The following is a 26749-nucleotide window of genomic DNA, read 5'->3' on the forward strand; positions in this document are numbered from 1 at the left end:
TCTCCACACAGGGACCGACGCCCGGGATGAAGCTTGCGGAATTCTTGGCACACGTCGGCCGGCAGGCGGATCCCAGGTCCCCGGTGGCGTCATAGGGCTTCGGTCAGTACCCGCGACGAGCGTCCACGAACGAGAGGAACCCCGGCCGACGCGCGGCTGGGGTTCCTCAAGGCGGTGAGTATCGGTCAGCGGGTGGAGTTGCCCACGCGGTGGACAGCTCGTCCACGCGTCGGCGGGCCGCACCCCGTCGCGATCACCGTGGATCAGGCGGGTCAGCGCTGCAGGGTGAGCAGGCCCGGCCGGTACGGCAGGCTCAGGTAGTCGGTGTTCGGCGGGATGTCTTTGAGGAGGCCCTGGTAGAGGAACTGAAGGTTGCAGGGATCGATGGTCATGGTCTGGTCGGGGTTGTTGCGGACCAGGTCACCGTGGCTGACGCCCTGGGCCCAGGGGGAACCGCTGTTGGCCTGGCCCGCGAAGGGGCTGCTCTCGCTGCCGGCCTGGACGGTCCACGGACCGTTCAGGCTGGGGGCGGTGAACGAGCGGAAGTAGCGGTTCGAACCCTGCGCCTCAACGATCATGAGGTACTGGTTCTGGCCCTGGACCTTGTAGACCTCCGGCGCCTCGAACAGAAGGTTCGATGTGTCGCTCATGACCGTCGTGTACGAGGAGCCGAAGCTGCTGGGGAAGTTCCCGAGCGGCATGCTCGTCCGGTAGATGTTGCCGTTGTCACCGGCGAAGAACAGGTACATGTTCTGGTCGTCGGCGATCAGGGTCGCGTCGAGCGGGGCGTCCCTCCGGGTCCCGGGGCCCTCGGGGAGGGTGCCGGTGAACAGCGACTGCGGGGCGGACCAGCCGTTGGGGTTGGTGGGGTCGCTGGACGTGCGGTAGAGGAACGCCGGCCACTGGTACACCATCACCCAGATGTTCTTGGTCGAGAGGTAGAACAGTTCGGGCGCCACCGCGGCCTGGTTCATCTGGGTCTGGGTGGCCGCCCCCATGTCCGACCAGTTCGTGAAGGGACTGAACCCCGTCGAGCCCCACCCACTTGCGTTTGCGGTGGTTGCGTAGACCAGGTGCTTGCCGTTGTAGTTCACGGTGGTGAAGTCCTTCAGCGCGAGCTGCCCGTTCGCCGGCTCCGCCAGCGGACCCGACGAGGTCCACCGGTAGGTCGACGGCAGGGCACACGCGTTGCTCGCCCCTGACAGGCCGGTCCACTTCTGGTTGGCGCCACCGTGGCACGACCAGATCTGCACCCCCGTGCCGTTGGCCTTGCCCCAGCCCGAGGCTTCCAGGCACAGCCCGGACCGCACGCCGATGATCGTGCCGTCGGGGTTCACCCGCCACTGCTGGTTGTCACTGCCGTTGCAGGTCGAGATCTGCACCGGGGTGCCGGACGTGGTGGCGCCGCCCCGGGCGTCCAAACACTTGTTGCCGTACACGGTCAGCTGGCTGCTGTCCGTCAACGTCCACTGCTGGTTGGTTCCGCCATGGCAGTCCCAGATCTGCACGTTCGCGCCGTCGGTCTGGCTGAAGCCCGACACATCGAGACACCGGCCGGAATCAACACCGCGCACATCGCTGGTGGTGGCCGCCTGAGCCGGGCCGGCAACGAGCAGCGCCGCCAACGCGGCCAGAGCCGCGACCACGGCGGCGAGGACCACCGACGGACGTCTGCGACGGAAACTACGTCTGGACATAAGGACCTCGTCATCCCTGAGCAAGCGACTCCGGTTTAGCCCGTCAGAGGCTGTCCGGAGGCGGTGTGGACACGACCCCGGCTGTCCGATATGCCGAACAAGGGTCGTAGTACCGATCAAGGGAATGCTAGACATCCCATGAATGACGTCAATACTTCTTGCAAAATCCGCGGCAGAAACGTTCGCAGGCTGAAACCAGGAGGCATCAAGTTCCGTGGTTGTACGGGTCTTTGGCTGAGGGTCAGGTAGCAGTGCGGGCGCGGGCTTGGGCAGGCACCGTTGTGTTCAACATGACCTGGTGGCAGTTCACCCGCGCCGCGTAACCGCACCGCGTCGACCTGCTCCTCGGGCTGAAGCCCAAGGATTCCGGCCTTCCCGTCCGAAGCTTGCGCCGCGTAACGGCGCAGTCTTAGGACGGGAATCCGTGGTTTCCTGCTTCGTCGCGCTGCGCCGGGACGAGTCCTGGCCGACCTGCGCTCCACAGGCTGTAACCACCAGTCGTGCGGCCGTTTTCACGTCCCCCCGCCGACGCGCAACACACCGGTGAGCACGCCCCGATCTCCGGCTGCGTCCGCGCCGCCCATCCCGCCCTCCCACATCCTCAACTCCAGCCAGGGCATGGTCGAAGGGGTCGCCACGGGGATGTCAGCGGCCACCCCACAAGCCGGTGGTGACCTGGGCGGACTCCGGAGAGCGCTGTCACGTTGTTGGGTGCGTGAGCGCCTGACAGCGTGCTGGATGTGGCCTGCCCGGGTGTCGGCCTGGGGCAGGCCGTTGCGGGCAGGCCGGCGATGCCGGTGATGTGGTCCCAGATGGCGAAGCGGATGATCATCTCGGCCCGGTAGTGGGGAGCGGACAGGCTGTGGCGGTGGGGTCGGAAAGGGAGCCCTGGTGGGGCATCGGGTCAGGGGGTCACGGGGTCCGGTGAGACGGTGACCGCGTCTCGGCGAAAAAGATGATTGAGATGGCAACCTTTCCGCTCCGACCGGCCACTTAGGGGTGTACCGACGAGGGCGAGCCGTGGTCAGCGGCACTACGCCCTCTGTATCAACACCCGATCGGAGCCCCACGTGTCACCACACGACCCGAAATCCGCCGAGCAGCCGATGCCTCGGGGGCGCATGCCCCGCCGTGGCCGGATGCTCCGGCATCTTGCCCTGGGGGCGGTGGCGGTGCTCGCCGCCTCGGCCGGTGTCGGTGCCCTGGCGCCCAGCGCGGGCGCCGCAACGGCCGTCGGTATCAGTGTGGATGCCGGTACCTCCTTGGGCACGGTGCCCAGCAGTGGTGTCGGCCTCAACACGGGCTTCGGCGACGAGCACATGGGCGACGCCAAGGTGACATCGCTCATGAAGGCCGCGGGAGTCCGGCAGCTGCGCTATCCCGGCGGCTCCGGCGCGGACGACTACCACTGGAAGACCCACACCTCCGGCGACGGCAGCGGCTGGATCCCCTCCAACACCGACTTCGACCACTTCATGGCCACCGCGAAGAAGGTCGGCGCCCAGCCGATCCTGACCGCGAACTACGGTTCCGGCACCCCCCAGGAGGCCGCCGACTGGGTCAAGTACGCCAACGTCGACAAAGGCTACGGCGTGAAGTACTGGGAGATCGGCAACGAGGTCTACGGCAACGGGCACTACGGCGACGGCAAGGGCTGGGAACTTGACAAGCACGCCGACAAAAGCCCGACGGCGTACGCGAAGAACCTGGTCGCCTACGCGAAGGCGATGAAGGCCGTGGACCCGAAGGTGAAGATCGGAGCGGTGCTCACCACCCCCGGCGGCTGGCCGGACAAGGAGAAGGCTCCCGGTGACAGCGCCGACTGGAACAACACGGTGCTCTCCATCGCGGGACGCTCGATCGACTTCGTCATCGTCCACTGGTATCCGGGCGGCACCACCACCGCCGACCTGCTGAACACCCCCTCCCGGATCGCCGGTACCACGTCCGAGCTGCGCTCGCTGATCGCCAAGTACACGGGCTCGCGCGCCGCTTCGGTGGAGATCGCGGTCACCGAGACCGACGCCGTCGGCTCGCCCGCCCTGACCAGCCAGGCCGCGGCCCTGTTCGCGCCGGACACCTACATGACCTGGTTCGAGCAGGGCGCCACCCACGTGGACTGGTGGAACCTGCACAACGGCACGAGCGAAGCACCCACCACCGTCCACGGCCAGACCGACTACCGGGACGGGGGCATTCTCTCCGCCGGAACCTGCGCCGGGGGAAAGTGCCAACCGCCGCGCGACACCACCTTCCCCACCTACTGGGGCATCCGCTCGCTGACCGCACTGGCGCAGCCCGGCGACACCATGGTCAAGTCGTCCTCGCGCAACTCGTCGGTCACTGTGCACGCGGTGCGCAACAGCAACGGCGGTCTGAACGTCATGCTGACCAACAAGAACCCGCAGAACGCGGCGCAGGTGTCGCTCTCGTACGCCGGATTCACCCCGGCCACAGGGGCGGTCACAACCATTTCGTATGCCAAGGGAGCCACCTCCCTGACCACGGCGAAGCGGGGCACGGCGGTCACACAGACGCTGCCGCCGTACTCGATCACGACTCTTCAGCTGAAGCCCGCCTCGGGGACCGCCAGCGCTGACAAGCCGTCGCCCCTCCCCACGCCGACCGCCGCCACGCCGGTGGTCTCCGCCCTCGGCACGACCGGCACCCGTGCGCAGGCGGAGGCGAAGGCGAAGGTCGGCACACCCGTCAGCCAGCCGACCCCTAACGGCGCGTCCGGCCCCCTGGCTTCCACCGGGGCGAGCAGCGCTGTCACGTACAGCGCCTTCGGCGGCCTGCTGGTCATCGCTGCCGGCGGCATGCTGGTTCTTCGCGGACGTCGCCGCAGGGCTTCACACGGGAAGTGAGAGCGCGTGAGTGACTGACGGCCCGGCAGCAACGCCACCCACCCGTGGCGTGCGCGCCGAGCCGTCGGCCTCCGCGCAAGCCCGAACATTCACAGACTGAAACCAGGCGGCTTCAAGTCCCTTGGTTGGACGGTCTTTGGCGTGAGGGGCAGGTAGGGTGCGGGCGCGGACTTGGTGATCATTACGGAGGCCCGGACCAGGTCGCTCACCCGGGCCTCTGGTTCCGCTCGGTGCCCAACTCGCGCTCGCGGCGGGGCCGGTGGCGTTGGGTCACCCCAGGGGCCACCCCAGCGCGACAGGAGTCGAAGGCCCAGACCTACTGTCAGACCGGGTTCAACCAGTCGTAGCAACACTCCCAGTGCTGGCGAGAGCGGAGTGCCGTCGGTGTGAGCGTCATCGGCTGCGAGGCGTTGTGGGTGGTGAAGCAGTACCATGGCCGCCCGCGTTTGCAGGCTCAGCACTGCCCGCACACCGCACGCCAGTTGAGAATCACGAAGTCGCCGGGAGCGACTTCGGTGACGCCATCCCCGACGGACTCCACCACGCCCGCGGCCTCGTGCCCAAGCAGGTGGGGGAACTCCTTGCCGATTCCGCCCTTCTTGTAGTGCAGATCGGTGTGACAGACACCTCACGCCTGCACCTGCACCACCGCCTCGCCGGGCCCGGATCCGGTACCACGATGGTCTCGACTTGGACCGGCTTGCCCTTCTTCCGGGCGACGACACCTTGTGGATCGGCTCCCCGGTGCGGGATTCAGCGCGTGCTGTCGGCGACGGCCGTGGCGACAGGTTCGGGCTGTTCTGCCGCGGCGGGACGCAGCGGGAAGAGGGCGACTGTGGCGATGAACATCGCGCCGACGGTGAGGTACAGGTTCTGCGGGGCCAGCCGTTGCCGAGCGTGCTGCCCGCGAAGATCGGGGATGAGGATCGAACCTATGCGGCCGACTGCGGGCGCGGTGCCGAGGCTGGTCGTCCGGATCCCCGCGTCGTAGTCGACAGCGGGGATCCGAAGCGCGGCCGTCGGTCACGACCGGCTGGAGGGGTGGGCGTGGACGGGCAAGGAGGCCCAGGAGCGCAGGGTGTTGTTGAGGTGGCGGCAGGCTGTGCCGGTGAGTTCGATCCGATCGACGCGTTGGGCCAGGGCGGTCAGCAGCGTCTCGGCCTCCAGCCGGGCGACGTGCTGGCCGACGCACTGGTGGATGCCCATGCCGAAGCCGACGTGTCCGGAGGGGTCGCGGGTCAGGTCGAAGCGGTCGGGCTCGTCCCAGCGGTCCGGGTCGCGGTTGGCCGATCCGAGGAGCATCACGTTCCCCGCCACGGAGCCCAGCCCCTGTGGCACAAGGGAGACGGCAAAGCCGTCGAGCGAGCTACCCAGCGCTTCGAGGACACCGTCCGCAACAACCTCGTGTGGTGGCACTACGGCCCCCACCACCCCAAGACGCAGAAGTCCGTGGAAGGCATCAACAAGCTGCACGCCTTCCACGCCAAGCGCTACCCGGGCAACTTCGCGCACCAGGACGACTACGTCTACACCCTGGCCTTCAGCGCCGCCTCCCTGCACCGCTTCAACCGGATCCTCGGCCTCCCCGGCTACAACGGGAAGCAGAAGATCGCGGCCCACCGCTTCTGGCAGGAGATGGGCCGGCTGTTCGTCGACGAGCACGGCAATCCGTCATGGACTTCCCCAAGGACTGGGATGCCATGGTCGCCGCCTTCATCGAGAACTTCGAGAACCGTCCGTGGCCCGAACACGAAGAAGGTCACATGGCCACTCACGCGGTCCTGGACCACCTGTTACATCCCAGCAGACCGGTCGCCGAACGTGTCGTGGAGATAAGGGCCCTGAACTCCCTCCACGACGATCACCTCGCGCACCGCGACCTGATGCTGCAGGTCGCCGCACTCCACCAGACCTCCCGCACCCGATCCACGTAATGGGCCAACGGCGCCACCACCGCAGCTGCGTGAGATCGGCGCGGCTCACTCGCTGATCAAGCTGGGCGAAGCCATCAAGACCTGACCGGCGAGGCCTGGAACACACCGGAGGGCTGGATTGATCATGGTGTCAACCATCCTCGGTATGTGACAACTAACGTCTGTGGTCACAAGCTGTGACCAGGATTGCTAGTTGGCACTGGGCAACGTTCGTGACCTGCACTGATGCCAACTAACTTCCGCCGCTGGAGACGCAGGATCAGAGGGATAGTTGGCACTTTGGTACAGCACAGGTCACGAAGCGTGTCGCCGCACTCGGGCATCAAGCCACCTAGCACTCTCGGCTGCCACGAGGGCAGCATGCTCCAACTCCTGGTCCGTGCCCCAATCATCCGAAGAACGCCCCGATCAGGTCGCTGAACGGCTCTGGGTGCCGACGAGGTGGACCGATGACCGAAGCCTCGATTTTCAGCAACGGAGCGCTCTGAACAGGCCAAGTTCCGTTGCCTGCTCATGAGGCATGACGTGCGAGGGGAACTGATGAGCCTGGGTCACCACATCGGGCCGCAGGGCGTGGAGGATAAGCGGAGGAGAACAGAGAGAAACCCGCGAATGGCACGATTATGAAAGGTTAGTGTGTCATTCGTGCGAGATGAGACCTGGGAGACCGCAGTCCGGGCCGACGAAGGCCTCAGCCGCAGGGCGAAGGCCTTGGCCTGCACGGTTCCGCTCCACGAGTTGGACGCGCACAAGGGGAAACTGGAGTGGGCCGACGCGAAGGCCTATCTGATGGCGGAGATCGCCCTGCACACGATCGACCAGGTCGCCATCGCCATGGACTTCGACACGGGCGCTGATCACCAGCACATCCTGGAGCGGGTCCAGCGCTTTGTCGCGTTGCAGTCCCTCGAGCGGTCTTCCGCGGAACACACAAGGGTCGCCGCGTGGGTGCTGGAGAGCTTGATCAATCTCGGGGACGTGGAAAGGTCGTTCCATCGGCCCTACGGGTCCGTGGATCCCGACGGCGTCTATCGCGTGTACACCTTCGACTTCAAGCTCATCGAGGAACGCAGGGATGATGAGGGAAAGCTGTATCTGCGTGCGTCGGACGAGGCGCTGAACGTCCTGGTCGGAGCGTTGGACACGGATGTCGAGTCCGCCCAGATCGCCGCCGAGGTGAAACTGGAGAACCTGATCAGGCGGGGGCGGCTCGCGGACGCCAAGCTGGTGGCCGAGCAGGCCCGTATCCGCACCATCCAGTACGGGGAAATGATCCGGGCGCAGCTGGAGGCCACCGAACGCGACGTGCAGACGGTGGACTGGCAGGAGAAGGTTCCCGCGCTGCTCGATGCTGCTCTGGAGCACGTCGAGGAGCGGGTCAGAGCCGAGAGGGCGATCTCCACGAACATGGCCGAAGCCCGTGACGAGGCCGAGGACCCCGCGTACAAGCGCCGCGCGGCAGAACTCGTGGAGATCGTCGACGACTGTGTGCGGCGCCACATGAAACTCCATTCCTTTCTCATGAGCGCACGTGATTTCTTCCGGGAGCAGCAGGACCGTCAGCAGTTCACCCACGTGCTCCGGCCTCAGGTTCCGGACCTGTTCGGAGATCTGCTCAAGCCCGTACTCGATCTGGCGATCGCTGACGCGGGCGGGCCGACGGACCGGTTCTTCACCGAATCGGTGGGGCCCGCCGCGCGGAACGCGCCGGACCTGGCGGCCCTCGTCTCCCTGCTGCTCCGGCCGACGCCGGAGCGCAGCCGGTTCGCGGGCGAGGTTCCCAATCCCGAACTGCACCCCTTAGAGGAGCAGAAAGGCTTCACGGACCGGCAGTGGGAGTTGGCAGAGAGCCTGCTCGATCTTCCGGACCGTGTCCGGGCTCTGTCCGTCCTGCTGGACGAGGCCGCGGCCCTCGACCCGGAACTGCCCGAGCTTGTCGCGCTCCTTGGACTGCACGCCTTCAGCCCACAGACCGGAACGGCCCTGCGCCGCCGGGACGACCATGTCCTGCTGGCCGTACGCGACGACAACGAGCTGAACAGCCAGGGCTTTCTGGGTGACGACCTCCTCCTCACCACCGCACGGCTCAAGCCGGCTGGTGCCGACCAGCAGACCCACACCACATGGACCACCGGGGGCGAAGACCGATGAGTAGCGGTCTGGGTATGTACAGCGAGCACGACGCCGAGGAAGCGACGCGGCTGATCTCGTTCGGGTTCCGGCCCAGGCTGCGCCCCCATCGGGACGCCGACTACGCGGCACTCGTCCGCCGCTACGACGAGGAACCGGCCTTCGAGCAGTTGGTGATCAAAAGCGCGGCGGGTCTGGGACTGCGGGTCATCGCCGTCACCGGACAGGCCGGCGCCGTCCTCGGAGCGCTGCCCGGTTCGGCGTTCGAGACCAGGCTTGAGCACTATGCCAGGCAGGCACGGCAGACCCATCAGCGTGAGTCGGAGCGGATTCTGCACGGCATCGCCCATCTCGCCATCGCCGCACGCTGCTTCCCCCGGCCCGAGGACCTGGCCGACGATCACTACGTGGGCCGGGCCACCGTCTCATCGGTGGACGGATTCGTACGCCATGTCTGCAGGGAGCTCTCCGAGCGAGTGGCTCAGGCCGAGGAGAATAGTGATCCGATGACCGACGCACGCGAACTGGAACGGGCATGGCGTGTCTACCTGCGTCGCCCCGAGGCCGGCTCGACAGGGGACGGCCGTGTCGCGCTCACCACGACCGAGGCGATCGTGGGCAAGGCACTCCGGTACCTGGTCGATCAGGGAATGCTGACCGAGTCGGAAGACGCCGAGCGCCGAGGGAAGATCTACCGCACGACGAGTCGCTACCAGCTACAGGTGCGGGAGCTGGCCGCGATCGAGGCATACGACGAACTGCTGCGCCTGGGAGCCTCCGCCGAACAGCACCCCACGGCCGCCCTCCGTGTTGCCGGCCCCGACACTCTGCACTGAGCCCGAGGATTCGCGACACACGATGTACTACGAACTCTCCCGCATCCGGCTGTGCTCGGTCGGTCCCGCAGGCGCCCGGTTCCAGGACGTCACCCTGGACTTCAGCGGCGTCGGCAAGCCGGTCACACACGAGCAGGACGACTTGTTCGGCTCCGCGACCCAGACGCTGCGCCCGTCACCGGCGAGCGTGGTCTTCCTGGAGAACGGCGGCGGCAAGTCCGTACTCCTCAAACTGGTGTTCTCCGTTCTGCTGCCCGGCTGGCGGCCCGTGAAGGGAGCCAACGACCCGCGGCTTCTCGGCGACTACGTGCTGGCCCAGGACGTTTCACATGTCGTCCTAGAGTGGACGCACTCGCTGACGGGGCAGGTACTCGTCACGGGCAAGGTGATGGCCTGGAAGAACCAGACGGCTTCGCAGATCGCCGACAACCTTCAGGAGGGCTGGTACTACTTCCTGCCGCAGGAATCGCTGTCCCTGGACAGCCTTCCGATCACCGACGACAACCGCTACCTGTCGTTCGACGCCTACCACAGGCAGCTGCACGACCTCCATGACGAAGACCCGCGGCTGGGGCTGAACTGGCCGAAGACCCAGACCACCTGGATGGAGCTCCTGGGAAAGCTCGACATCGACTCCGAGCTCTTCCAGTACCAACGGGTGATGAACAGGGACGAGGGCGAGGCGGTACGGGCCTTCGATCTCGACTCCGACGCGAGCTTCGTCGACTTCCTCCTGGAGGCGGTGGCTCAGCACGACGGCCTGGCCGAACTGGCCGGACTGGTGGCCAAGCACGTGCACAAGCTCGCCCAGCGCCAGACGCTGCTGCTGGAACAGGAGTTCGTAGAGCGGGTACTGGACATGCTCGAACCGCTCACCGAGGCCGCTCGTGCAGTGGACGGCGCACGCGAGGACGTCAAACGGACCCAGACGGACTTGGAGAATTTCGCGAGCCGTGTGAAACGCCGAGTGCAGGACGACGAGAGTCTGCTGAGGGAACTGGACGAGCAGGCCGTGCGGCTGAAGGGGGATCTGGACGCCACTGTTCATCTCGCCGAACGGTGGCGGCTGACGGCGGCCGAACAGCAGGTCACCCTTGCGGCCATGCACCTGACCAACGCCGAGGCCGACGTCAACCGGACTATCTCCGTACGGAAGAAGGCGAACGCCGTTGTGGCGGGATGGCAGGCTACGGCGGTTGTCCTGCGCCATCAGGAGAAGTCCAGCGAGGAGCGCGCGCTGCGTGACCTGGTCGATGCCGGCGAGAAGGAGGCGCGTCCGGCCCTTCGGGAGAGGGACGCCGCTGCCAGGGCGTTCGCCAGCGGTCTCTTGGCGCTGGTGCGTACGGCGCGTTACCAGGCGCTGAGCGAAGACGCCGAGGCGGAGGAACACGAGAAGGCGGAAGAAAAGGCTCGTGGTGAGCGCGAGGATGCGCTGAAAGTTGCCGCCGGTGCCCAAAGCAAGTCGGACAACCTCAACCAGCTTATTCAGGGGGCCCGTTCCGAAGCCGAGCAGGCCGTGTCGGCCGGGCTCACGGAGAACGTCGAAGGCGTATCGCAGGCCGCGAAGGACGCACTCCGGGCTCTCGATGACGCCCAGACCAGGATCCGGACCCTCCAGGAAGAGGAGGACAGCCTCTCGACGGAACAGAACGCGGCGCAAGGGGAACTGGACGAGGCCAAAGAGGGCGAAGCGACGGTGCGCGGGCGGGCGGAAGGAATCCAGGCCGATCTCGACCAGGTCGTGGGCCTCAAGGCCGAGTTGGAGTCCGAGTCGCGGCTTACGGAACTCCTCGACGGCGAAACCCCGGACCTGGAACGAGACGCTCAGACTCTGGCGAACCGCCTCGGGGAGGTGGTCGCGGAGGCCGAACGAGAGCAGATCACGCTGCGGGTAGAGGAAGCACGCGACGGGCAGGCCCGCCTGGCCCTGGCCGACGGCCGTCTGCTGCCGCCGCCCGACCTCGTGCTCGAAGCCTGCCGGCTGCTCCTGGCCGAGGGCATCGACGCCTGGCCGGGGTGGGAGCATCTCGGGGACTACCCCGAACGGAAACGGGAGGAGTTCATAGCCCGGGTGCCCCACCTCGTCAGCGGAATCCTGCTCAACAATCCCGACCGGCTCGCCGACGCCCGTCACCTCCTTGCCCGGACAGCGCCCGGCGCCACGGCGTACATCGCGGTGGGGACCACGAAGGCGTTCGAGGACCTGGCCACGGGGCAGGAAAGCGGAACCGATTTCTTTCTCCCCTTCCACCCGGCCCTGCACGACCCCGACGCCGCGGAGGCCGAGCACCAGGCCATCGAGCAACGGCACACCGTGCGTGTCGGGCGTCTCGACCGACTGACCGCCTCGAAGCGTGCGGACGACGTCCTCCTGCAGCGGATCATCGCGTGGCAGGAAAAGTATCCGGCCGGAGTACTCGCTGGGCTGCGTGAATCGCTCGCCCTGGCGGCGGAGGAGGTCGTCGCCGCACAGAAGCTCACGACAGACCGGCAACGGACCGTCACCGCTCTGGCCAAGCGCCGCACCGAGAACTCCCGGAACCAGCGCGCGGCACACGACGAGTTCGACCAGCTGGGTGAAGCTAGCCGCCGGCTCACGGCCCTCGCGGAGAGGCTAGCGCTGGTGCCGCAGTGGACTGACACGCTGCAAGCCGCCGAGGCAACCCTGCGACACCAGAACGACCTGGCGGAGAAGGCGAAGAACGACGCCGCCGAGCACCGTCGCCTGGCCGCCGAACACAAAGGCGCGGCCGGACAACAGCGAAGAATCGCCGACGAGGCACATAAGGCGTGGGCGGGCATCCCCGGCGTGCAGGAGCTCGTCCTCGACGAGGGGGCTCTCCATACGCCGATCCCTTTGTTGCGCAGTGCCTTCACGACGGCCTGCGACAACTACGCGAAGGCGGACGTCCCGGAGGAACTGCGCCGGGACCTCGGCCGAGCGGAGAAGGAAGCGACCGCCGCCCGCACCGAGTACACCGCCTTGGACGACACAACACGGGATCACTCCCATCGGCTCCTGCTGACGCCAGAGGCCACCGACGCCGTGACCCGCGCGGAGGCCCGGCAGCGTGCGGTCCGCGCCCAGGAGGCGGCCGAAAAAGCTGCTGGGCAGGCGCAGTTGCTCCAAGGGAAGTGCGAAAGCACGCTGCGAGAGCGTCAGGACGAACTGCGCCCCCTCGCGCGGGACGGGCTGGTTGCCATGTCGTTGCCGTTCCAGCCGCACGACATCATCACCGCCCAAGAGGCGGTGGCCCGTGCCACCACCGAGCACGCGGCCGCGGCGACCGTCGAGAAGGAATTACGTGCCCAGCACGAAGGCGCCGAGCGGAGACTCGGCCTCGCGAAGGACGCGGCCAAGGAACTCGCAGTCCTCGTCACCACCCTGGAGAGCATCACTCCCCAGGAACCCGCGACGGAACCATACGGGGGCGATTCCGCAGCCGCGCTCGGCGAACACCGCCGACTCGATCAGGCGAAGAACGCCGCCCAAGAGAACCTGGCCAAGCATGAGCGAACCCTCCGCAGCGCGAACGAACGGCTGACCAGGCACGCGGCCAAGGACACGTACGAATCCCTGGCCACTCCCGTCCGACGCCAGATCCTGAACCTGCCCCCTGAGCAGGTGACCGTCCAAGCCCCCGGCTGGCGTATCGCTCTCGCCGCACGGTTGCGCAGCCTTGCCGACGATCTGGACCAGATTGGCCGCCACCGCCAGGTGATCATCGACCATCTCAAGGGCGAAGTCGACCGGGCACTGGCCATCCTTCGCTCGGCCCAGCGGGTGTCCACACTGCCCCGCAGCCTCGGCGGCTGGGCAGAACAGGAGTTCCTCCAGTTCTCCTTCGAGCGGCTCGCGAAGGAACTGCTCGCGGAGCGCATGGGCGAGGTGGTCGACGAAGCCGCAGTCGGCCGTACCGGGGACGGGCGCAAAGTGCAGCGTGACGGGCTGTCCCTGCTGCTGCGCGGTGTTCATGCCGCTGTGCCCAAGGGGTTCAAGGTGTTCGTCCTCAAACCCGACATCGTTCTGCGTACGGAGCGGGTGCGGGTCTCCAAGGTCAAGAAGATCTTCTCCGGCGGCCAGCAGCTGACCGCCGCCATCCTGCTGTACTGCACCATGGCGTCGCTACGGGCCAACAATCAGGGCCGCAAACGCAGCCGTCACGCCGGGGTCCTCTTCCTCGACAACCCCATCGGCCGTGCCAACGCCGACTACCTCCTCGACCTGCAACGATCTGTGGCAGAGGCGCTCGGCGTCCAGCTCATCTACACCACGGGCCTCTTCGACGAGAGCGCGCTGGGGCAGTTCCCTTTGATCATCCGGCTGCGCAACGACGCCGACCTGAGAGCCGCGCTCAAGTACCTGATCGTGGACGAACGGATCCGTAACCGGCTCGACCGGCTGGATCCCCCCGACGGCACGGGACGCCTCTCGGCTGCGAGGATCTTCTCCCGTGACGCCGAAGACCACCAGGAGCACGGACGATGACGCAGGGGGCCCAGCCCAGGGCGGGGAAACTGCCGCGACGCGAACGCGAACTCATCACCCGTCTGCGCCAGTGGGCCAAGGACAACCGACGCGGCAGCGGCGGAAAGATCCAGATCCCGCTGGACGCCGTATGGGCCGCGTTCCAGGCCATCCGCAACCGCAACCCCGAGGGGGACTTTGAACAGGCCGTACTCGCCCACTGCCTGGGCACCCTGGAACAGCACGGTCTGATCAAGAGCTTCCAGGAGCGAACGCCCGAGAAGATCTCCCTGCCCGTCAAGATCTGGCTCCTGCCCGAGGCGCTCCCGGCTCGCGTTGAGGAACCCATGCCTCGCTGGCACCACGAACTGCACTGGCTGGCGGACCAGTGGCGCCGAGCCACCCCCAAGCAGCGAGCCGCCTACATCGCCATCAACCTGTGGCTCAAGAGCGACCCCGACCTCTTCGCCGTGCCGATCCGCGAACGGGCCCTGGAGATCTTCGCGACCTTTGGGTCGGAGACCGTCTTCCCCATGCCGGAGAAGACCTTCGACGAGCTGAAATCCGGCATCCTCTTCTCCGATCCCGAACGGCTCGACACCGTCCTGAGGACCTTCCGTCCGCCACCGCCGCTGCTCACGGAGACCTTCCCTCTGGAGGAGGCCGACGGCCACTACCGCCGCGTCGGCACCGGGGACGTCCTGCTCGTCGTCGAGAACTCGACCACCTGGTGGTCCATCGTCGAGTGCCTGCCCGAGCACCACCGCCTCGGATACGTCGCCTGGGGCCTGGGCGGCACCTTCCGGGCCTCCATCCGGGCCATCACCGCGGAGCACCGCATTTCCGAGATCCGTTACTTCGGCGACCTGGACCTCAGCGGCGTACGAATCCCTCTTCAACGCGTCACGCACGTCCCTGGGACTGGGGCTGCCACCCGTACAACCGACCGAGGTGCTGTACAGCGCGCTCCTCGCCCTCGGCCGCCCCCGCACCGCGAAGGAAACACCAGCCGATGTACGGGAAGCCGTGGATCTGGCGAACTGGCTTCCCGCACAGCATCGAGGGGACACAATCGCCCTTCTCACGGAAGGCAACCGGCTCGCCCAAGAGTGGGTGGGCTACCGCTATCTCACCCGGAACAGGGACTGGCACGCGGACATCCGCTGATGCAACAGGGATTCCGACACCAGCGGCCCACCGGAAAGGGTGCGTCCAGCAGGCATAGACACAGGGTCTGTGACCAAGCCTTTTAGTTGGCACTAGACCACCTTCCTGACCTGCGGTGACACCACTAGGTTCGGCAGTCCCAAGGCCGAAATCAGGGATCTACTTCGCATATTGGGACAGGAGGAAGGGCTAGGCGCGCGCCACGGAGCCGAGGCCTAGGGCGTAAGCATGATCGCCCGCCGAGTCGTCGTACGCGCGCCTGGTGCCGTACCCATGACGATGGTGATGTCTCTGCCGACCTGGGTGGTACCGCGACTGCCGAGCTGCGAACATGCGACGATCCCGCCGAAGACGCACCTCAGAGCGGCGAGGTGGCACAGCACGCGGGAGACCGCCGGTGAGTCAATCGGGAATGCCGAGAGGGAGTGTATCTGTGGCCAGCCACGAAGGGTATTCGTCGGAGTTACGTGACCGCGCAGTGCGGAAGTATCAGCAGGCGCATCCGAAACGCACGTACGGCGATCTTGCTGACGAATTCGGCGTGCATCGGGATACCGTGCGCCGTTGGATCCGTCTGGCCGAGCACGCGACGACGCGCAATGCTGCGCCGACCGGGCATGCCTCGACGAGGAGAGCGGAGAGAACTGCGGTTCCCTCCGCGTCCCCAAGCGTTCCTCCGCCCAGAGTCCTAGCCCGGAGTCTGGCCCCATTGCCCGAGGAATCGCTCTCAGGGTTTTTGCTGCGCGCGGCGTACCGACTGGAGCGTACGCCGAGACGCCTCGCCCAGTTGAGCGGCCTCATGGCGCAGGGCCGTACGCCGGCACAACACCTGCTCAGCCTTTCGCCCCCGGTGCTCGAGAACTTCAGCACCACCATGCGACTCACGATGACCGAAGCCACAGACATGACCCTGGTGGGGCTGCAGCACCGCCTTCCCGCGCTGGCGGATCTACGTCGCGCGACTGCGCAGGGTAATGGCCGTGCGGGAGCCTCCACTTGGGCCATGCTCTACCCCAGCCGCTACTGCCCCGAGTGCCTTCACGGCGATGGCTCCCCGATCCAGGAACTGTTCGGCGGCGCATGGCAGCTGCGGTGGCACCTCCCCATCGTATTCGCATGTCTGACGCACCGTCGCCTGCTGGAGAGCGTATGCCCCGCCTGTCGCACCGTGCCCAACGGTCGCACTACTCAGCACACCAGCTTGATCTGTAAACCTGGCATCGCGGGTCTTCACCCCGCTCGGTGCCGAAACCCCGCGCCGGGGCAGCCGACCGGCGGCGGAATCCGGCGACTTCCTTGTGGAGCGCGGCTGGATGAGGCTGTCGTCGGAATCGACCACCATCTTCCTGCTCAGGATCTTGAGCTGCTGTTCGCGCTCCAGGGACGCCTCGAACAGCAGCTGGCCATGAGCCCCGCAATCTCAATGGGGGATGAGGAACGTGACGGCGCCTATCTCCCGGACCTCGTCGCCGCGGCCCAACTGATTCTTCTGAGTTGGCCCGTCGGTGCTTCACTCGCAGGGGCACCTGCGTTGACCTCACTGATCGATACCTACGCCGCGCCGCTGGTCGGGGGCCGCTACCTGGGCTTCCAGGCGCGCCTTCCCCTAGTGGATGGCGCGCAATGCGGGGCCCTCCTTCTGGCGGCCGAAGCCTTGCTCGGAACCCGTGATCTTGCCTCACTCCATGAGCGCATCCGCCCGCTGGCTCGCGAAACCCAAAAGCGAGCACCGGACTTCGCCAGGCGCCTGGGGCAACAGGGACGTATTTCTCTGCGTCTCACCCGCGCGACGAGCCAACGGCTTCACGGCTTCCAGTGGGACCCGCGGGTACGAGCCCAGTCCCGCACCGACGGCTTTCGCCTCGAGCACGTACCTCCGTATCTTCCCCTTACGTGGTTCAACTCGCACTTCGCCAACCTTCTCGAACAACTCCCCGATCTCAGCTACAAGTTGCTGCGCCACTTCCGCAGGGCGGCCTCACTCCGGCTCGCTGAAATGGCTTGTGGGGACATCTGGCCGCGCTGTGCGGTAACGCTGGGGAAGCCAGAGAGCACAGGGCGGCACACCTTGAACGTTCTCGGAGGCTGGCTCAAACAGGCCAACCTGTGGCCGCACTTCGAGGACGCTGTACGGGACGTCGCCGATCGCCTCGCGCGGCTCCCGATCCGTCCGGACTACGCTCACCGGCGCAGTGCGCTGTCCGACTGGCGGCTTTCCAAGAGCGACTGGCGGACCCTGTGCTCCGGGATCCCCCGACTCGAGAAGATGGGCGCGACGTACAATCCGGACGCGGGCACCATCCTCGTGTGGTCGCACGTCAATGAGGCCGAGTATCTTCACCACCCGCTGCTTAACGAATCGCCGCAGGTACATTCCGGCACCAAAGCCACTCTGAGCAATTTCGTAGGCCGCTTCTATTACCGCCCGGAACATCAACAAGGAGCCCGTCTCACGCTCCGGCGGCGGCTGGATCGTTACGGCGAACGCCTCGCATCAGCATGTGACCGCGGCGAAGACCTTCGGATCCGACATGTCGAGGTCATTGCGCAGGGATTGCCGGCCTGAATGCCCGCGGCCGGCTCGACGAGCACCACCTGGCGACCTCCACCATCAGCTGTGCTCTGGGCTTTGCCCTGCGGCTTCGGCGTCTTTCGGCACTAGACCACCCACCTTGCCAACGCCGTCTCGACTCCGCCTTCTTCCGTGCCAACCGGCACAATCCCTCGACCTGCGTGAAGCTGACGCCCGCCGTTTCAGGCCGCGACCGCCGAACGGCCACAGATTCACTCGTACGTGTGACTCAAGAAATTTTGCCCACCCTGGGGTGGGCCGGTCGCCATACCGTCATCGCGCTCGTGGCGTTCAGATCATGATCCAGAGGCGGCAATCTCGGATGAACTCGGCTCTCACGGGGAGTAGCTGGCTCCCCAAGTCGACGTCGGCTCCTCATGGTGTGTGGTCGGATGCGTGTGCCCTCGAAGACCTCGCTGTGCAGTACACCGGCTTCACCGGCTTCGCACATGCGTTGGATCTCGACGAGAAGTGGCCCGTGCGCTGGACCACGACATGGAAGTTCGGCCGGACTCGAACCCCGGTCACTACCCCTGTGCGCGACCTGGACAGGGTAAATCTTCGGTGGAGCGTTCCCGTGCGCCGGTTCACATGGCGCACCGACCAGTTCCACCGCCCCGGGCTTGAGTACCTGATGTCGACCGACCGGCACCACGGCTTCGAGAGTCATGAGGAGGAGCGCCTGCTGCTAGTGGCCGACTTCGCCGCCGGCCTGGTGGAGGCTCTGTGTCAGCCGTTCCGGCTGCAGTTCTTCGCTGGAGGGAAGGTGATCCGGCACACGCCCGACTTCCTGTTGGTGACGGAGTCGGGGGTTCTCCTGATCGACATACGTCCGGCCAATCGGATCGAGCCGGAGGACGCACTGAAGTTCGCCGCAGCGGCGGAGGCCGCACTGTCAGCGGGGTGGCGGTACGCCGTCGTGGCGGGGTGGCGCCAGCACGTGTGGACGAACGTGGACGCGCTGTCCGCGGAGCGGCGACCACTGCCAGACGTGCTGGGAACTCAGGAGCAGTTACGGGAGGTGGCAGCGCAAGGCCCATTACCGCTTGGCGAGTTGGTGGAGCGCTGCCGCATTCCGGCGATCGCCCGCGCCCATGCGATCCACTTGCTGTGGCACCACCACCTTGGCGCGGACCTCTCTGCCCCGTTCGGCGACGCGAGCTTGATCCGGCTTCCACAGCAGCGTGACCGGGAGCTTCCACGGTGAGCACAGCAGTGGAGGCGACGTGGAACCTGGAGCCGGGCGCGGAGCTCATCATCAGCCGCGCCGCTTGGCGGATTCAGTCATGTCTGCCTCACCTCGGCCGGGTGACGCTCGTCGACGAGGACGGCGAGACGTGGAAGACCTCGGTGGGCGAGCTGGTCCATCGTCCGGACTGCCGTCCGTCCACCCGTACCCGCGCAGACCTGCCGGCCGCGGACCGGGGCAGACAGCCCAAGGCGATGGAAGACCTGACACCGGAACAGCGCACCATCGTCATGCTCCGGATGGAACACCTGCGGGAGGTCGAGACCGGCTTTCGCAACGGTCATCCGCTCGCCGCGCTGCCCCACGAACCACGACCCCAGTACGACCCGGATACCACGACACTCACCCAGCGCCGGCGCGCGAAAACGGACGAGCTACGGAAGGCCGCAGCCGAGACCCCCGTGCAGGCGAAGGCGAACGGCCTGCATCGGGTGAGCCTGCGCACGCTGATCCGCTGGGACACCGCACGAGCGAAGTACGGTCCCATCGGCGTGGCGGATGACCGGTGGCTGCGGGAGTCGACCGGGCACAAGATCACTCCCGAACTACGCGAGGCTCTGTACGCGGTCTTCGAGGAGTCACGGCACCGCTCAAAGCTGACCATGCGGGACAAAGAGCTTCTCATCCGCCAGTACATCCACGAGACGTTCAACTCCGCGCCCGACGACGACTCCCAGGAACCGCGCGTCGAGATTCCCTGCTACGACACCTTGCAGGCCATCTGGAAGGACTGGTTCGGCTCCAACGGGGCGCGGCAGCGCTATGCACGCTCAGCGGCGAAGGCGAAAGAGTACGCGACAGGTCGGCACATCGTGGTGCACCGCCCCGGCCAGGTGGTAGCCCTTGACACCACCGTGCTGCCGGTGAAAGTGCTGGACAACGTGTTCGGCGATCCGGTGTCTGTGCATCTCACACTTGCGTTGGATGTCTACACCCGCTCGATCGTCGCGTTCCGGCTCAGCCTCGTCTCCGACACCTCCGTCGACGTGGCGATGGTGCTGCGGGACATGATGATGCCCCTGCCGATGCGCCCGGACTGGGGAACGAGCATGGAGTGGGCCTATCCCGGCGTCCCCAACACCGTGGTCGCGGAGTTCGCCGGGTACGAGGTCGCCGGACTGCCGTTTTTCCCGCCTGAGACCGTCACCACCGACCATGGCGCCGTCTACCGCAACCATCACCTGGTCGAGGTGCAGCGGGTCATTAAGGCGAACATCAAACCTAGCCGCGTCCTGCGACCTACCGACAAGCACTCCGTGGAGCGAACGTTCGGTGCCATCAGGTCACTGCTATTTGCCCTCCTGCTCGGATACCAGGGCACGGACGTCGCCGACCGAGGCGTGGACCCGGAGGCCGACGCCTGCCTGACCGTGACAGAGATGGAACACATCATCGCCACCTGGGTCGTCGAGACCTGGCAGAACCGGCGCTTCGGCTCGTACGCCCCGAGCTGGGATCCCCGCGGCGACCACAGCCCCAACAGCCTGTTCGCGGCGGCGATGTCCCAGGGCGGCTTTGCCCTGCGGATTCCGCCCGCCGAGCTGTACTACGAGCTCTTGCCGCGGCACAAAGTCGCGATCCACGGCAGGCGCGGCGTGAAGATCAAGAACCTCTGGTACGACGGCGACGCCCTGGACCCGTACCGCGGGGAGCTCTCCCACCGCGGAGGTCGGCACAAGAACAAGTACGTCATCCACCGTGATCCACGCGATCCGTGCTTCGTGTTCTTCCAGGACCCGCGCACACACGAGTGGCACACACTTCGCTGGACGGGACTGCCCGAGGAGGGCGAGGTACCGGCTTTCAGCGACGCCCGCGTCCGTGAGGCCATGCGGGAACTGCGCAGGAGGGGCCTTGCGCCGAAGGCGGACACCGAACTCTTGCCAGTACTACTCGAGTTGATCGGCGGCAGCATCCCGGTCGAGCAGTGGCCGACCCAACTCTCCAAAAGGCAGCGCACCGAGCACGCACGCGAAGTTGCCCAGGCGGCCGCAGCTGCCGCCGACCGCCCCGCAGGCGTGGTCAAGAAGGAGTCGCCGTCACGTCCCGCCGCCGTTCCCACAGCCGGAGCGGGTTCCGATGACGCCAAGGTCGTGTCTCTTCGTCCGAAGGAGCGTGCTCAGCAGGTTCACGACGCGGTGAACAGCGAACGCCGACGCCGCCGCGAGGCCTCCGTCTCCGCCCGCCGGTCCCCACCGCCCGATCTGTCCGAACGGCTGCGCGCCAACAGTCTGTCGGCCCTGCTGCACGACTCCGACGATGACGACGCCACCCACACGGCCCATGAGGTCGAGGAAGAAGGCCGCCAGTGACCTCCCAGCAGAACCCGTTGTCGTTCCTTCCAGGCCCGGCGGTGGACCGCACCACCTTCGAAGGCTGGAACCGGTGGTGCCAAACCCGCAAATCCTTCGTCGCTGCCCCCATCCTCACGGCACAGGAGTACGGCCGCCTGACGAAGCGCCAGCGGCGCATCCACAATCTGCACCGCCTCGCGACGCACAGTTCCCTGCCCATTCAGGCCACCCCGATGAGTGAGAACGTCGCCAACGCAGTGCTGGCACGCATCGACGACGGCGCCTACAGCCACAAGGCCGGAACCCGTGGCGGCATCATGGTCAACGGCGACGGTGCCCAGGGCAAGACCGAGACCGTGTGCGAGGCCCTGGCCTGCTTCCAGGAGGAGTGGCTAGCCCTCAACAACTACGCCAACCCCGACGCCATGCCCGGCACTCGCGACCTGGTCGCTCCCGTCGCCTACGTACGCTGCCCGGTCAAAGCCACCCCCATCTCCACCTGCCAGCGGATCCTCGACTTCTACGGCGAGGACTACAAAGGCATGCGACTGGAAGACCTCGTGCGCACAGTGAAGACCGCCGTCGTCGAGCACGCCACCAAAGCACTCGTGATCGACGACATCACCCGCCTCAAGCTCCACCGGGAAGCCGACCAGGACGTCCTCGACCTGATCCGCGAGATGATGAGCATGCCGGTCACACTCATCCTCGTTGGCGTTGGCATCCCCACCTCGGGCCTACTGCGCGAAGGCCTCCGCGACCCCAAGACCCAGGAGTGGATCTACCCGCAGGTCAAGGACCGCGGCCGCAGCCCCAACGACCACGCTGCCAGCCAGCACGAACGCCGCTTTCAGGTCGTCGACCTCGACCCGTTCAGATACACCACACCCGCGGAGATGCAGGCCTGGAAGGACCATCTCGAGCGCCTGGAAGACGAGTTGCGGCTGCTGAACAGCACCGTCGGCATGCTCACCGACGGCGACATGCCCGAGTACTTGTTCAGCCGCACCAAGGGCGTGGTCGGCATTCTGGAGAAGCTCATTCAGCACGGCTGCCGCCGCGCCATCAGCGACGAGAGCGAACGTCTGACCAAGGAACTGCTCAACCAGTTCACCGTTACCCCCGACGACATGCCCGACCTCGACGCCGAATCCGGTGAGCAGCCCCACATCCCACCCCATGCCCCCACACCGAAGAAGAAGCCGAAGGGCCGCAACACCGTGTTCGACGACGACGGCCCGGCGGCCGCTGGCTCTGCCGGCTGAGCCCGTGCAGCGCCGCGTACTAGCCAGGAGCCTGGAGCCCCTGCCCAGTTACCTGCTGTGGCTGGCCTACCGTCTCCACCGTTCTCCCGGGCGCATCGCTGAGCTGTGCGGCATCCACGACGGCCGCCATCGCCGACCACCTGCTGGGCCTGTACGACGGAGCGGCCGCCGAACTTCGCGCAAACGAGCGACCTGTCGGAAGCCGAAGTACGAGGCCTCGTTCTGAATCGGTACGCCAGCACCTAACCGGCGCTGCAGGTGAAACGAGGAACTGTGCCGCACTGGGGCACTCTCGCTGCCGTACAACAATAGGATCGGTTCATTGACGAAACGTCCGCTGACACGGAGCCTCGCGCCCCTCCCGGAAGAGTCCCTGCCAGGCCTCCTCCTTCGTCTGGCCCACCGGCTGGAACGCTCGCCGGCCAGGATCGCCGCGCTGTGCGGACTGAGCCGGCACCAACACCGAATGCCCGCCGAATACTTGGTCACCTTACCTGCGGAGTCCACCAAGGCTCTTGAGACCGCTGCGTCTCTGCACGCTGGTGAGGCCGATGCGCTCACCCTGTCATCCATGGCCGTCTCGTACCCACCACTGGCTACCGTTCGTCTAGGCGGCAGCCGCAATATGGCCTCGGCTCATCGCACCTGGGCCTTCAGTCTGTCCAGCCGCCACTGCCCCAACTGCCTTGCCGGGGACGGAAGCATGGTCCAGAACACGTACGGCGGCCCATGGAGACTGCGTTGGCATATCCCGGTCTCCTTTGCGTGCACCACCCACAGCCGCATCCTGGAACTGGGATGCCCGCAGTGTGGAGGTCTCCCGAACCGCCCATGGAACACTGAGCGTCAAGGCCTTATCACGCAACGCACGATCGGTGGACTCCACCCAGCACAGTGCCGCCATCGCCTCGCGTCCGACCTGGTTGGGGTCCGGACGCCACTCTGTGCAGCGCGACTCGACCACGCGACCGCTGCGACCGAACAGCCACAAAACAACCTCGTCATGATGCTCGCCTTGCAGCAACGCATCGACCAGCATCTTACGCCCGCCAAACCCCAGCCGGTGGCCAGCCGCAACTTCCCGGGCCCAGAGCAGCACTTCTTCTCCGACCTGATCGCCGCCGCACAACTCATCCGGCTCAGTTGGCCCGACAGCGCAAGCTTCGCCCCCTCCAGCGCCGTCGCCGATCTGATCGCTGGCCACGTTGACACTTGGACCGTACTGCGCGACAACCGCGGGCCCGGCAGGCGCGTCCGAGATGCATGGGCCGCTCCCCAGGATCCGGCCGAGTGCGGAGCACTGCTGCTGACGGCAGACACCCTGCTCGGAGACCGTGGCCAGGACGATCCAGCCCTTCGCGAGCGGATTCAACCGCTTGCCGCCATCGCATTCACACGCAATGAGGCCAACACCGGTGCCGCCTTCCGGCGCATGGAGGTATCTCCACACCTGTCAAGGGCCTTGGCTCAGCGGTTCCTTGGTTTTAATCGCGCTGGTGGTCATGACCACGCGAAGCAACGCATTCCCTCACGCCTGTGCCAGTTCGGGATTGAGCATGTCCCCGCTCTCTTACCGGAGAAATGGATGGGTACGCACTTCGGCGATCTTACGTCCTGCTGGGAGCCTGAAAATATCTGGAATCTGCGCCATCTACGTCGAGTCGCTTCCCTCAAGCTCGTCGAGATGGCCGGCGGCGGAACCTGGCCGCAATGCGCCGTGATCCTGGGCATACCGTGGAGCACCGCCCAACACAGTCTGACCGCGCTCAAGCGAAGCCTGCTACCGGCCGGTCTATGGCCGCAGTTTGAGACGGCGGTCGAGGTGGTGGCACATGGATTGGAGGTTGACACCAGACGCGTCGATTTTGCTGCGCGTCGTCATACTCTGCGTACCTGGAAGATCCCCGTCGAAGACCTGGATGCTCTCGCACACGGCCTGGTCCGTCTTGCCAGCGGGACGTCACCCTTGACCCGGGCGGCGGTGACCGCCATCGCGTGGGCTCGCGTCACCCAGGGCGATCATCTGCACAGCCCATCGGTCGAAGCCTTCCGCGAATCACGGCACGGTACCAAGGCTTTGGTCTCCGCCATCGGGCAGTTGCAGACCCCCAGTAACCGCAGAGGAGCTAGACTCCGCTTCCTTCAACGCATCGATGAATACGTCGATGTCCTCGCCCAAGCGTGTGATTCGGATCGCGGGCATGGTTGAGGGGCCAAGATTACCGGCGGCCGACGATGTTCCACCCCGCCTCGCCGTCGCGCAGGGGCCTGAGGTAGGTGGCCTTGAGGAGTTCTCTCGCCGCGCCGTCCAGCGCGGGCCCCTTGCCCTCAGGACTGGTGCGTGTCGTGACCGACACCCGGCTCGGCCGCAGCGGATCCATCACCTGCGCCTTGACAGTGACGTACAGAGCGGCGTCACCGTTGTCCTCAGTAGTGAGCAGTTCCAGGAAGGCCCTGCTCCTGCGCTGTGAGATCACGGAATACGCAGGTGATGCTGAACGTGTCCGCCCGGCCCCTGCTGCCCCTATGGAAGTCATCCGCCGACAACCAGGTCGGGGCCCTTGTCCAGACGCGGACAACAGGCAGCCGCTGCGCCCTCAACTCAGGAAGCGGAGCTGCGGGTCGCTGACGTTGATGAGATCGCCCACTACCGGCGTCGAAGCCCTCGTCGGCACACTGCATCAGGCCGTGGTCGACAACCAGATCCTGCACCATGAGCTGTCAAGCGTGTCTCCATGGTCCGCGCCCTGCCCGTGCAGCTCCGGCCGCCCCTGCCAGCAGGAGCACCACCGGCGCCATGACGTTGAAATCGCGCACTCGTAGGTGCGCAGCCCTTGCTCCGACGAAGGACAACATCACGCACACCGCCGCCACCGCACCGAGCGGCCCCGATGGCGAGACCGACAGCCCCCGCCACTTCGGCGGCCGTCGGCAACCACACTCTGTCGGCTGGGAAGCCCACCGTTTGCATGGTGCCCATCTGCATCGGATCGTGCCGCAGCTTCCCCGTCGCCGAAACCAGCAGAAGGAGGTCCAGCAGTAGGGAGGTGACGAGGGTCGCGATGAACATGACGGGCGCCTTCGCTCGGTGGGCAGCCTTGTTCTGATGGGTTGATCGACTGATTGAGCCAACCAGGCCGTCACTGCGACGATGCAGCGGTCACAGCCGGGCGGTGGCGGAAGGAACCGTCAGCCCTCGGACACCATGAGGACGCCACGACCGATGAGCTTGCCGTCGTTGAGCGCGTGGAGTGCTTCGTTGACACCTTCGAGGGGGAACCGCGTGGTGCTGATCTCGATGACTCCCCGGTGAGCAAGTGCCACGAGCTCCACCAGCTCGTTGTAGGTACCACCGCTGTTGCCTACGAAGCTCCTCTCCGGGATCAGCATCTGGCTGAGAATGTCGATCTCGAGCTTGGCTCCGGAGCCCACCAGAAAGTCGACACCGTTGGTGGCGAGGACTTCGACACCGTCCTTCTGGGCACCCCCTTCGCCGACGTAGTCCAAGACCACCTCGGCACCCGCCCCGTGGGTCAGCTCCATGATCTCTGCGATGTGCGAACGGTCCTTCTGCGACAGGACCGTGTGGTCGGCGCCCCAACCATGGGCTCGATCGAGGGCTGCGGCGTTGCGATCCACGACGATGATCTCCGTCTGGGACAACGCGCGAAGAGCCTGGATCGCGATGTGCCCCAGTCCGCCGGCGCCGAGCACGACGGTGCGGGTCCCCGGGACCGCGTGCGGAAGTGCCTTGCGCACCGCGTGGTAGGCCGCCAACCCTGCATCGGCGAGAGGTGCCGCATCGGCGGGCGCCATACTGCTGGGGATCGGTACGACCGCCCGCGCGCTGGTCTTGACGTACTCGGCAAAGCCACCCGGAGAGAGCACTCCGGTGAACATGCCGGCGACACAGTGCATGTCGTCGCCGGCTCGGCACGCCTTGCAGTACCCGCAGGAGGGCGAGAGGTGGAGCAGGACGGTGTCGCCGACCGCCACATGGGTCACGGCCGAGCCGACTTCCACCACCCAGCCGGCGTTCTCGTGACCGCACACGAACGGCAGGTCGATTCCGGCACCCTTTTGGAGGGCGTCGTAGTGTCCGTGCCAGATGTGGATATCACTACGACAGAAGCCGGCCGCGCCGACGCGGACGATGACGTCGGTCGGTGAGGTGATCGTAGGGTCGGGAATCGTGTCGATGACGAAGTCTTCTTCGTACTCGGTCAGCAGTGCGGCGCGCATCATTGAGCCTTTCGTCGTGCGGGGTGAG

Annotated in this window: 16 protein-coding genes and 2 pseudogenes; 11 read left to right on the forward strand and 7 right to left on the reverse strand. The window is 66.4% G+C overall.

Features of this window, described 5'->3' with window-relative positions; genetic code table 11:
- Nucleotides 1-272: 272 nt before the first annotated feature.
- Both QA861_RS25600 and QA861_RS47135 read right to left on the reverse strand, forming a co-directional pair.
- Nucleotides 273-1697 carry a non-reducing end alpha-L-arabinofuranosidase family hydrolase gene (locus tag QA861_RS25600; protein ID WP_334590920.1) on the reverse strand — a complete coding sequence of 475 codons (1425 nt, stop codon included), beginning with the start codon at nucleotides 1695-1697 and terminating at the stop codon, nucleotides 273-275.
- Nucleotides 1698-2466: 769 nt separating this feature from the next.
- A pseudogene (locus QA861_RS47135) lies at nucleotides 2467-2577 on the reverse strand (IS6 family transposase); the annotation flags it as partial.
- Nucleotides 2578-2836: 259 nt separating this feature from the next.
- On the opposite strand from QA861_RS47135, the gene QA861_RS25605 reads away from it, so the two are divergent.
- Nucleotides 2837-4564 carry an LPXTG cell wall anchor domain-containing protein gene (locus tag QA861_RS25605; RefSeq protein ID WP_334590921.1) on the forward strand — a complete coding sequence of 576 codons (1728 nt, stop codon included), beginning with the start codon at nucleotides 2837-2839 and terminating at the stop codon, nucleotides 4562-4564.
- 350 nt (nucleotides 4565-4914) lie between these two features.
- Here the strand turns inward: QA861_RS25605 and QA861_RS25610 are convergent.
- Both QA861_RS25610 and QA861_RS25615 read right to left on the reverse strand, forming a co-directional pair.
- Nucleotides 4915-5317 (reverse strand): annotated as a pseudogene (locus tag QA861_RS25610) (alcohol dehydrogenase catalytic domain-containing protein); the annotation flags it as partial.
- Between the two features lie 270 nt (nucleotides 5318-5587).
- Nucleotides 5588-6226 carry a cytochrome P450 gene (locus QA861_RS25615; RefSeq protein ID WP_334590922.1) on the reverse strand — a complete coding sequence of 213 codons (639 nt, stop codon included), beginning with the start codon at nucleotides 6224-6226 and terminating at the stop codon, nucleotides 5588-5590.
- 11 nt (nucleotides 6227-6237) lie between these two features.
- Between QA861_RS25615 and QA861_RS25620 the strand changes: the two genes are divergently transcribed.
- The 10 genes from QA861_RS25620 (at nucleotide 6238) to QA861_RS47445 (ending at nucleotide 24688) form a co-directional block, all read left to right on the forward strand.
- Nucleotides 6238-6498: a hypothetical protein gene (locus QA861_RS25620; protein ID WP_334590923.1), complete on the forward strand. Its 261-nt coding sequence runs from the start codon at nucleotides 6238-6240 to the stop codon at nucleotides 6496-6498.
- A 645-nt stretch (nucleotides 6499-7143) separates the two neighbouring features.
- Complete coding sequence (locus QA861_RS25625) at nucleotides 7144-8649, forward strand: hypothetical protein (RefSeq protein ID WP_334590924.1); 1506 nt, start codon at nucleotides 7144-7146, stop codon at nucleotides 8647-8649.
- Nucleotides 8646-9464: a hypothetical protein gene (locus QA861_RS25630; RefSeq protein ID WP_334590925.1), complete on the forward strand. Its 819-nt coding sequence runs from the start codon at nucleotides 8646-8648 to the stop codon at nucleotides 9462-9464. Before QA861_RS25625 ends, QA861_RS25630 begins: the two co-directional genes overlap by 4 nt.
- Nucleotides 9465-9486: 22 nt before the next feature.
- On the forward strand, nucleotides 9487-13953 hold the full coding sequence (locus tag QA861_RS25635) for a coiled-coil domain-containing protein (protein WP_334590926.1): 4467 nt from the start codon (nucleotides 9487-9489) through the stop codon (nucleotides 13951-13953).
- Nucleotides 13950-15185 (forward strand): hypothetical protein, encoded by a 1236-nt coding sequence (locus QA861_RS25640; protein ID WP_334590927.1) that lies wholly within the window; start codon nucleotides 13950-13952, stop codon nucleotides 15183-15185. The genes QA861_RS25635 and QA861_RS25640 overlap by 4 nt, the downstream gene beginning before the upstream one ends.
- 347 nt (nucleotides 15186-15532) lie before the next feature.
- Nucleotides 15533-17665, forward strand: a complete 2133-nt coding sequence (locus QA861_RS25645) for a TniQ family protein (protein WP_334590928.1) — start codon at nucleotides 15533-15535, stop codon at nucleotides 17663-17665.
- Between the two features lie 424 nt (nucleotides 17666-18089).
- Nucleotides 18090-18878: a TnsA-like heteromeric transposase endonuclease subunit gene (locus QA861_RS25650; protein WP_334590929.1), complete on the forward strand. Its 789-nt coding sequence runs from the start codon at nucleotides 18090-18092 to the stop codon at nucleotides 18876-18878.
- Nucleotides 18875-21232, forward strand: a complete 2358-nt coding sequence (locus QA861_RS25655) for a transposase (RefSeq protein WP_334590930.1) — start codon at nucleotides 18875-18877, stop codon at nucleotides 21230-21232. Before QA861_RS25650 ends, QA861_RS25655 begins: the two co-directional genes overlap by 4 nt.
- The gene (locus QA861_RS25660; RefSeq protein ID WP_334590931.1) at nucleotides 21229-22479 is read left to right on the forward strand and encodes an AAA family ATPase; all 1251 of its coding nucleotides are present in this window, start codon (nucleotides 21229-21231) and stop codon (nucleotides 22477-22479) included. Before QA861_RS25655 ends, QA861_RS25660 begins: the two co-directional genes overlap by 4 nt.
- A 322-nt stretch (nucleotides 22480-22801) precedes the next feature.
- Entirely contained in the window at nucleotides 22802-24688 is a 1887-nt protein-coding gene (locus QA861_RS47445; protein ID WP_503461752.1) for a TniQ family protein, read from the forward strand.
- A 10-nt stretch (nucleotides 24689-24698) separates the two neighbouring features.
- On the opposite strand, the gene QA861_RS25670 is transcribed toward QA861_RS47445, so the two are convergent.
- The 3 genes from QA861_RS25670 to QA861_RS25675 form a co-directional block, all read right to left on the reverse strand.
- Entirely contained in the window at nucleotides 24699-24956 is a 258-nt protein-coding gene (locus QA861_RS25670) for a hypothetical protein (protein WP_334590934.1), read from the reverse strand.
- A 170-nt stretch (nucleotides 24957-25126) separates the two neighbouring features.
- Nucleotides 25127-25549 (reverse strand): DoxX family protein, encoded by a 423-nt coding sequence (locus QA861_RS47145; RefSeq protein WP_443041579.1) that lies wholly within the window; start codon nucleotides 25547-25549, stop codon nucleotides 25127-25129.
- Nucleotides 25550-25668: 119 nt separating this feature from the next.
- Nucleotides 25669-26724, reverse strand: coding sequence for an alcohol dehydrogenase catalytic domain-containing protein (locus QA861_RS25675; RefSeq protein WP_334590935.1), 1056 nt, complete (start codon nucleotides 26722-26724; stop codon nucleotides 25669-25671).
- Between the last annotated feature and the right edge of the window lie 25 nt (nucleotides 26725-26749).

It is taken from the genome of Streptomyces sp. B21-083, assembly GCF_036898825.1.
Lineage (GTDB): Bacteria > Actinomycetota > Actinomycetes > Streptomycetales > Streptomycetaceae > Streptomyces.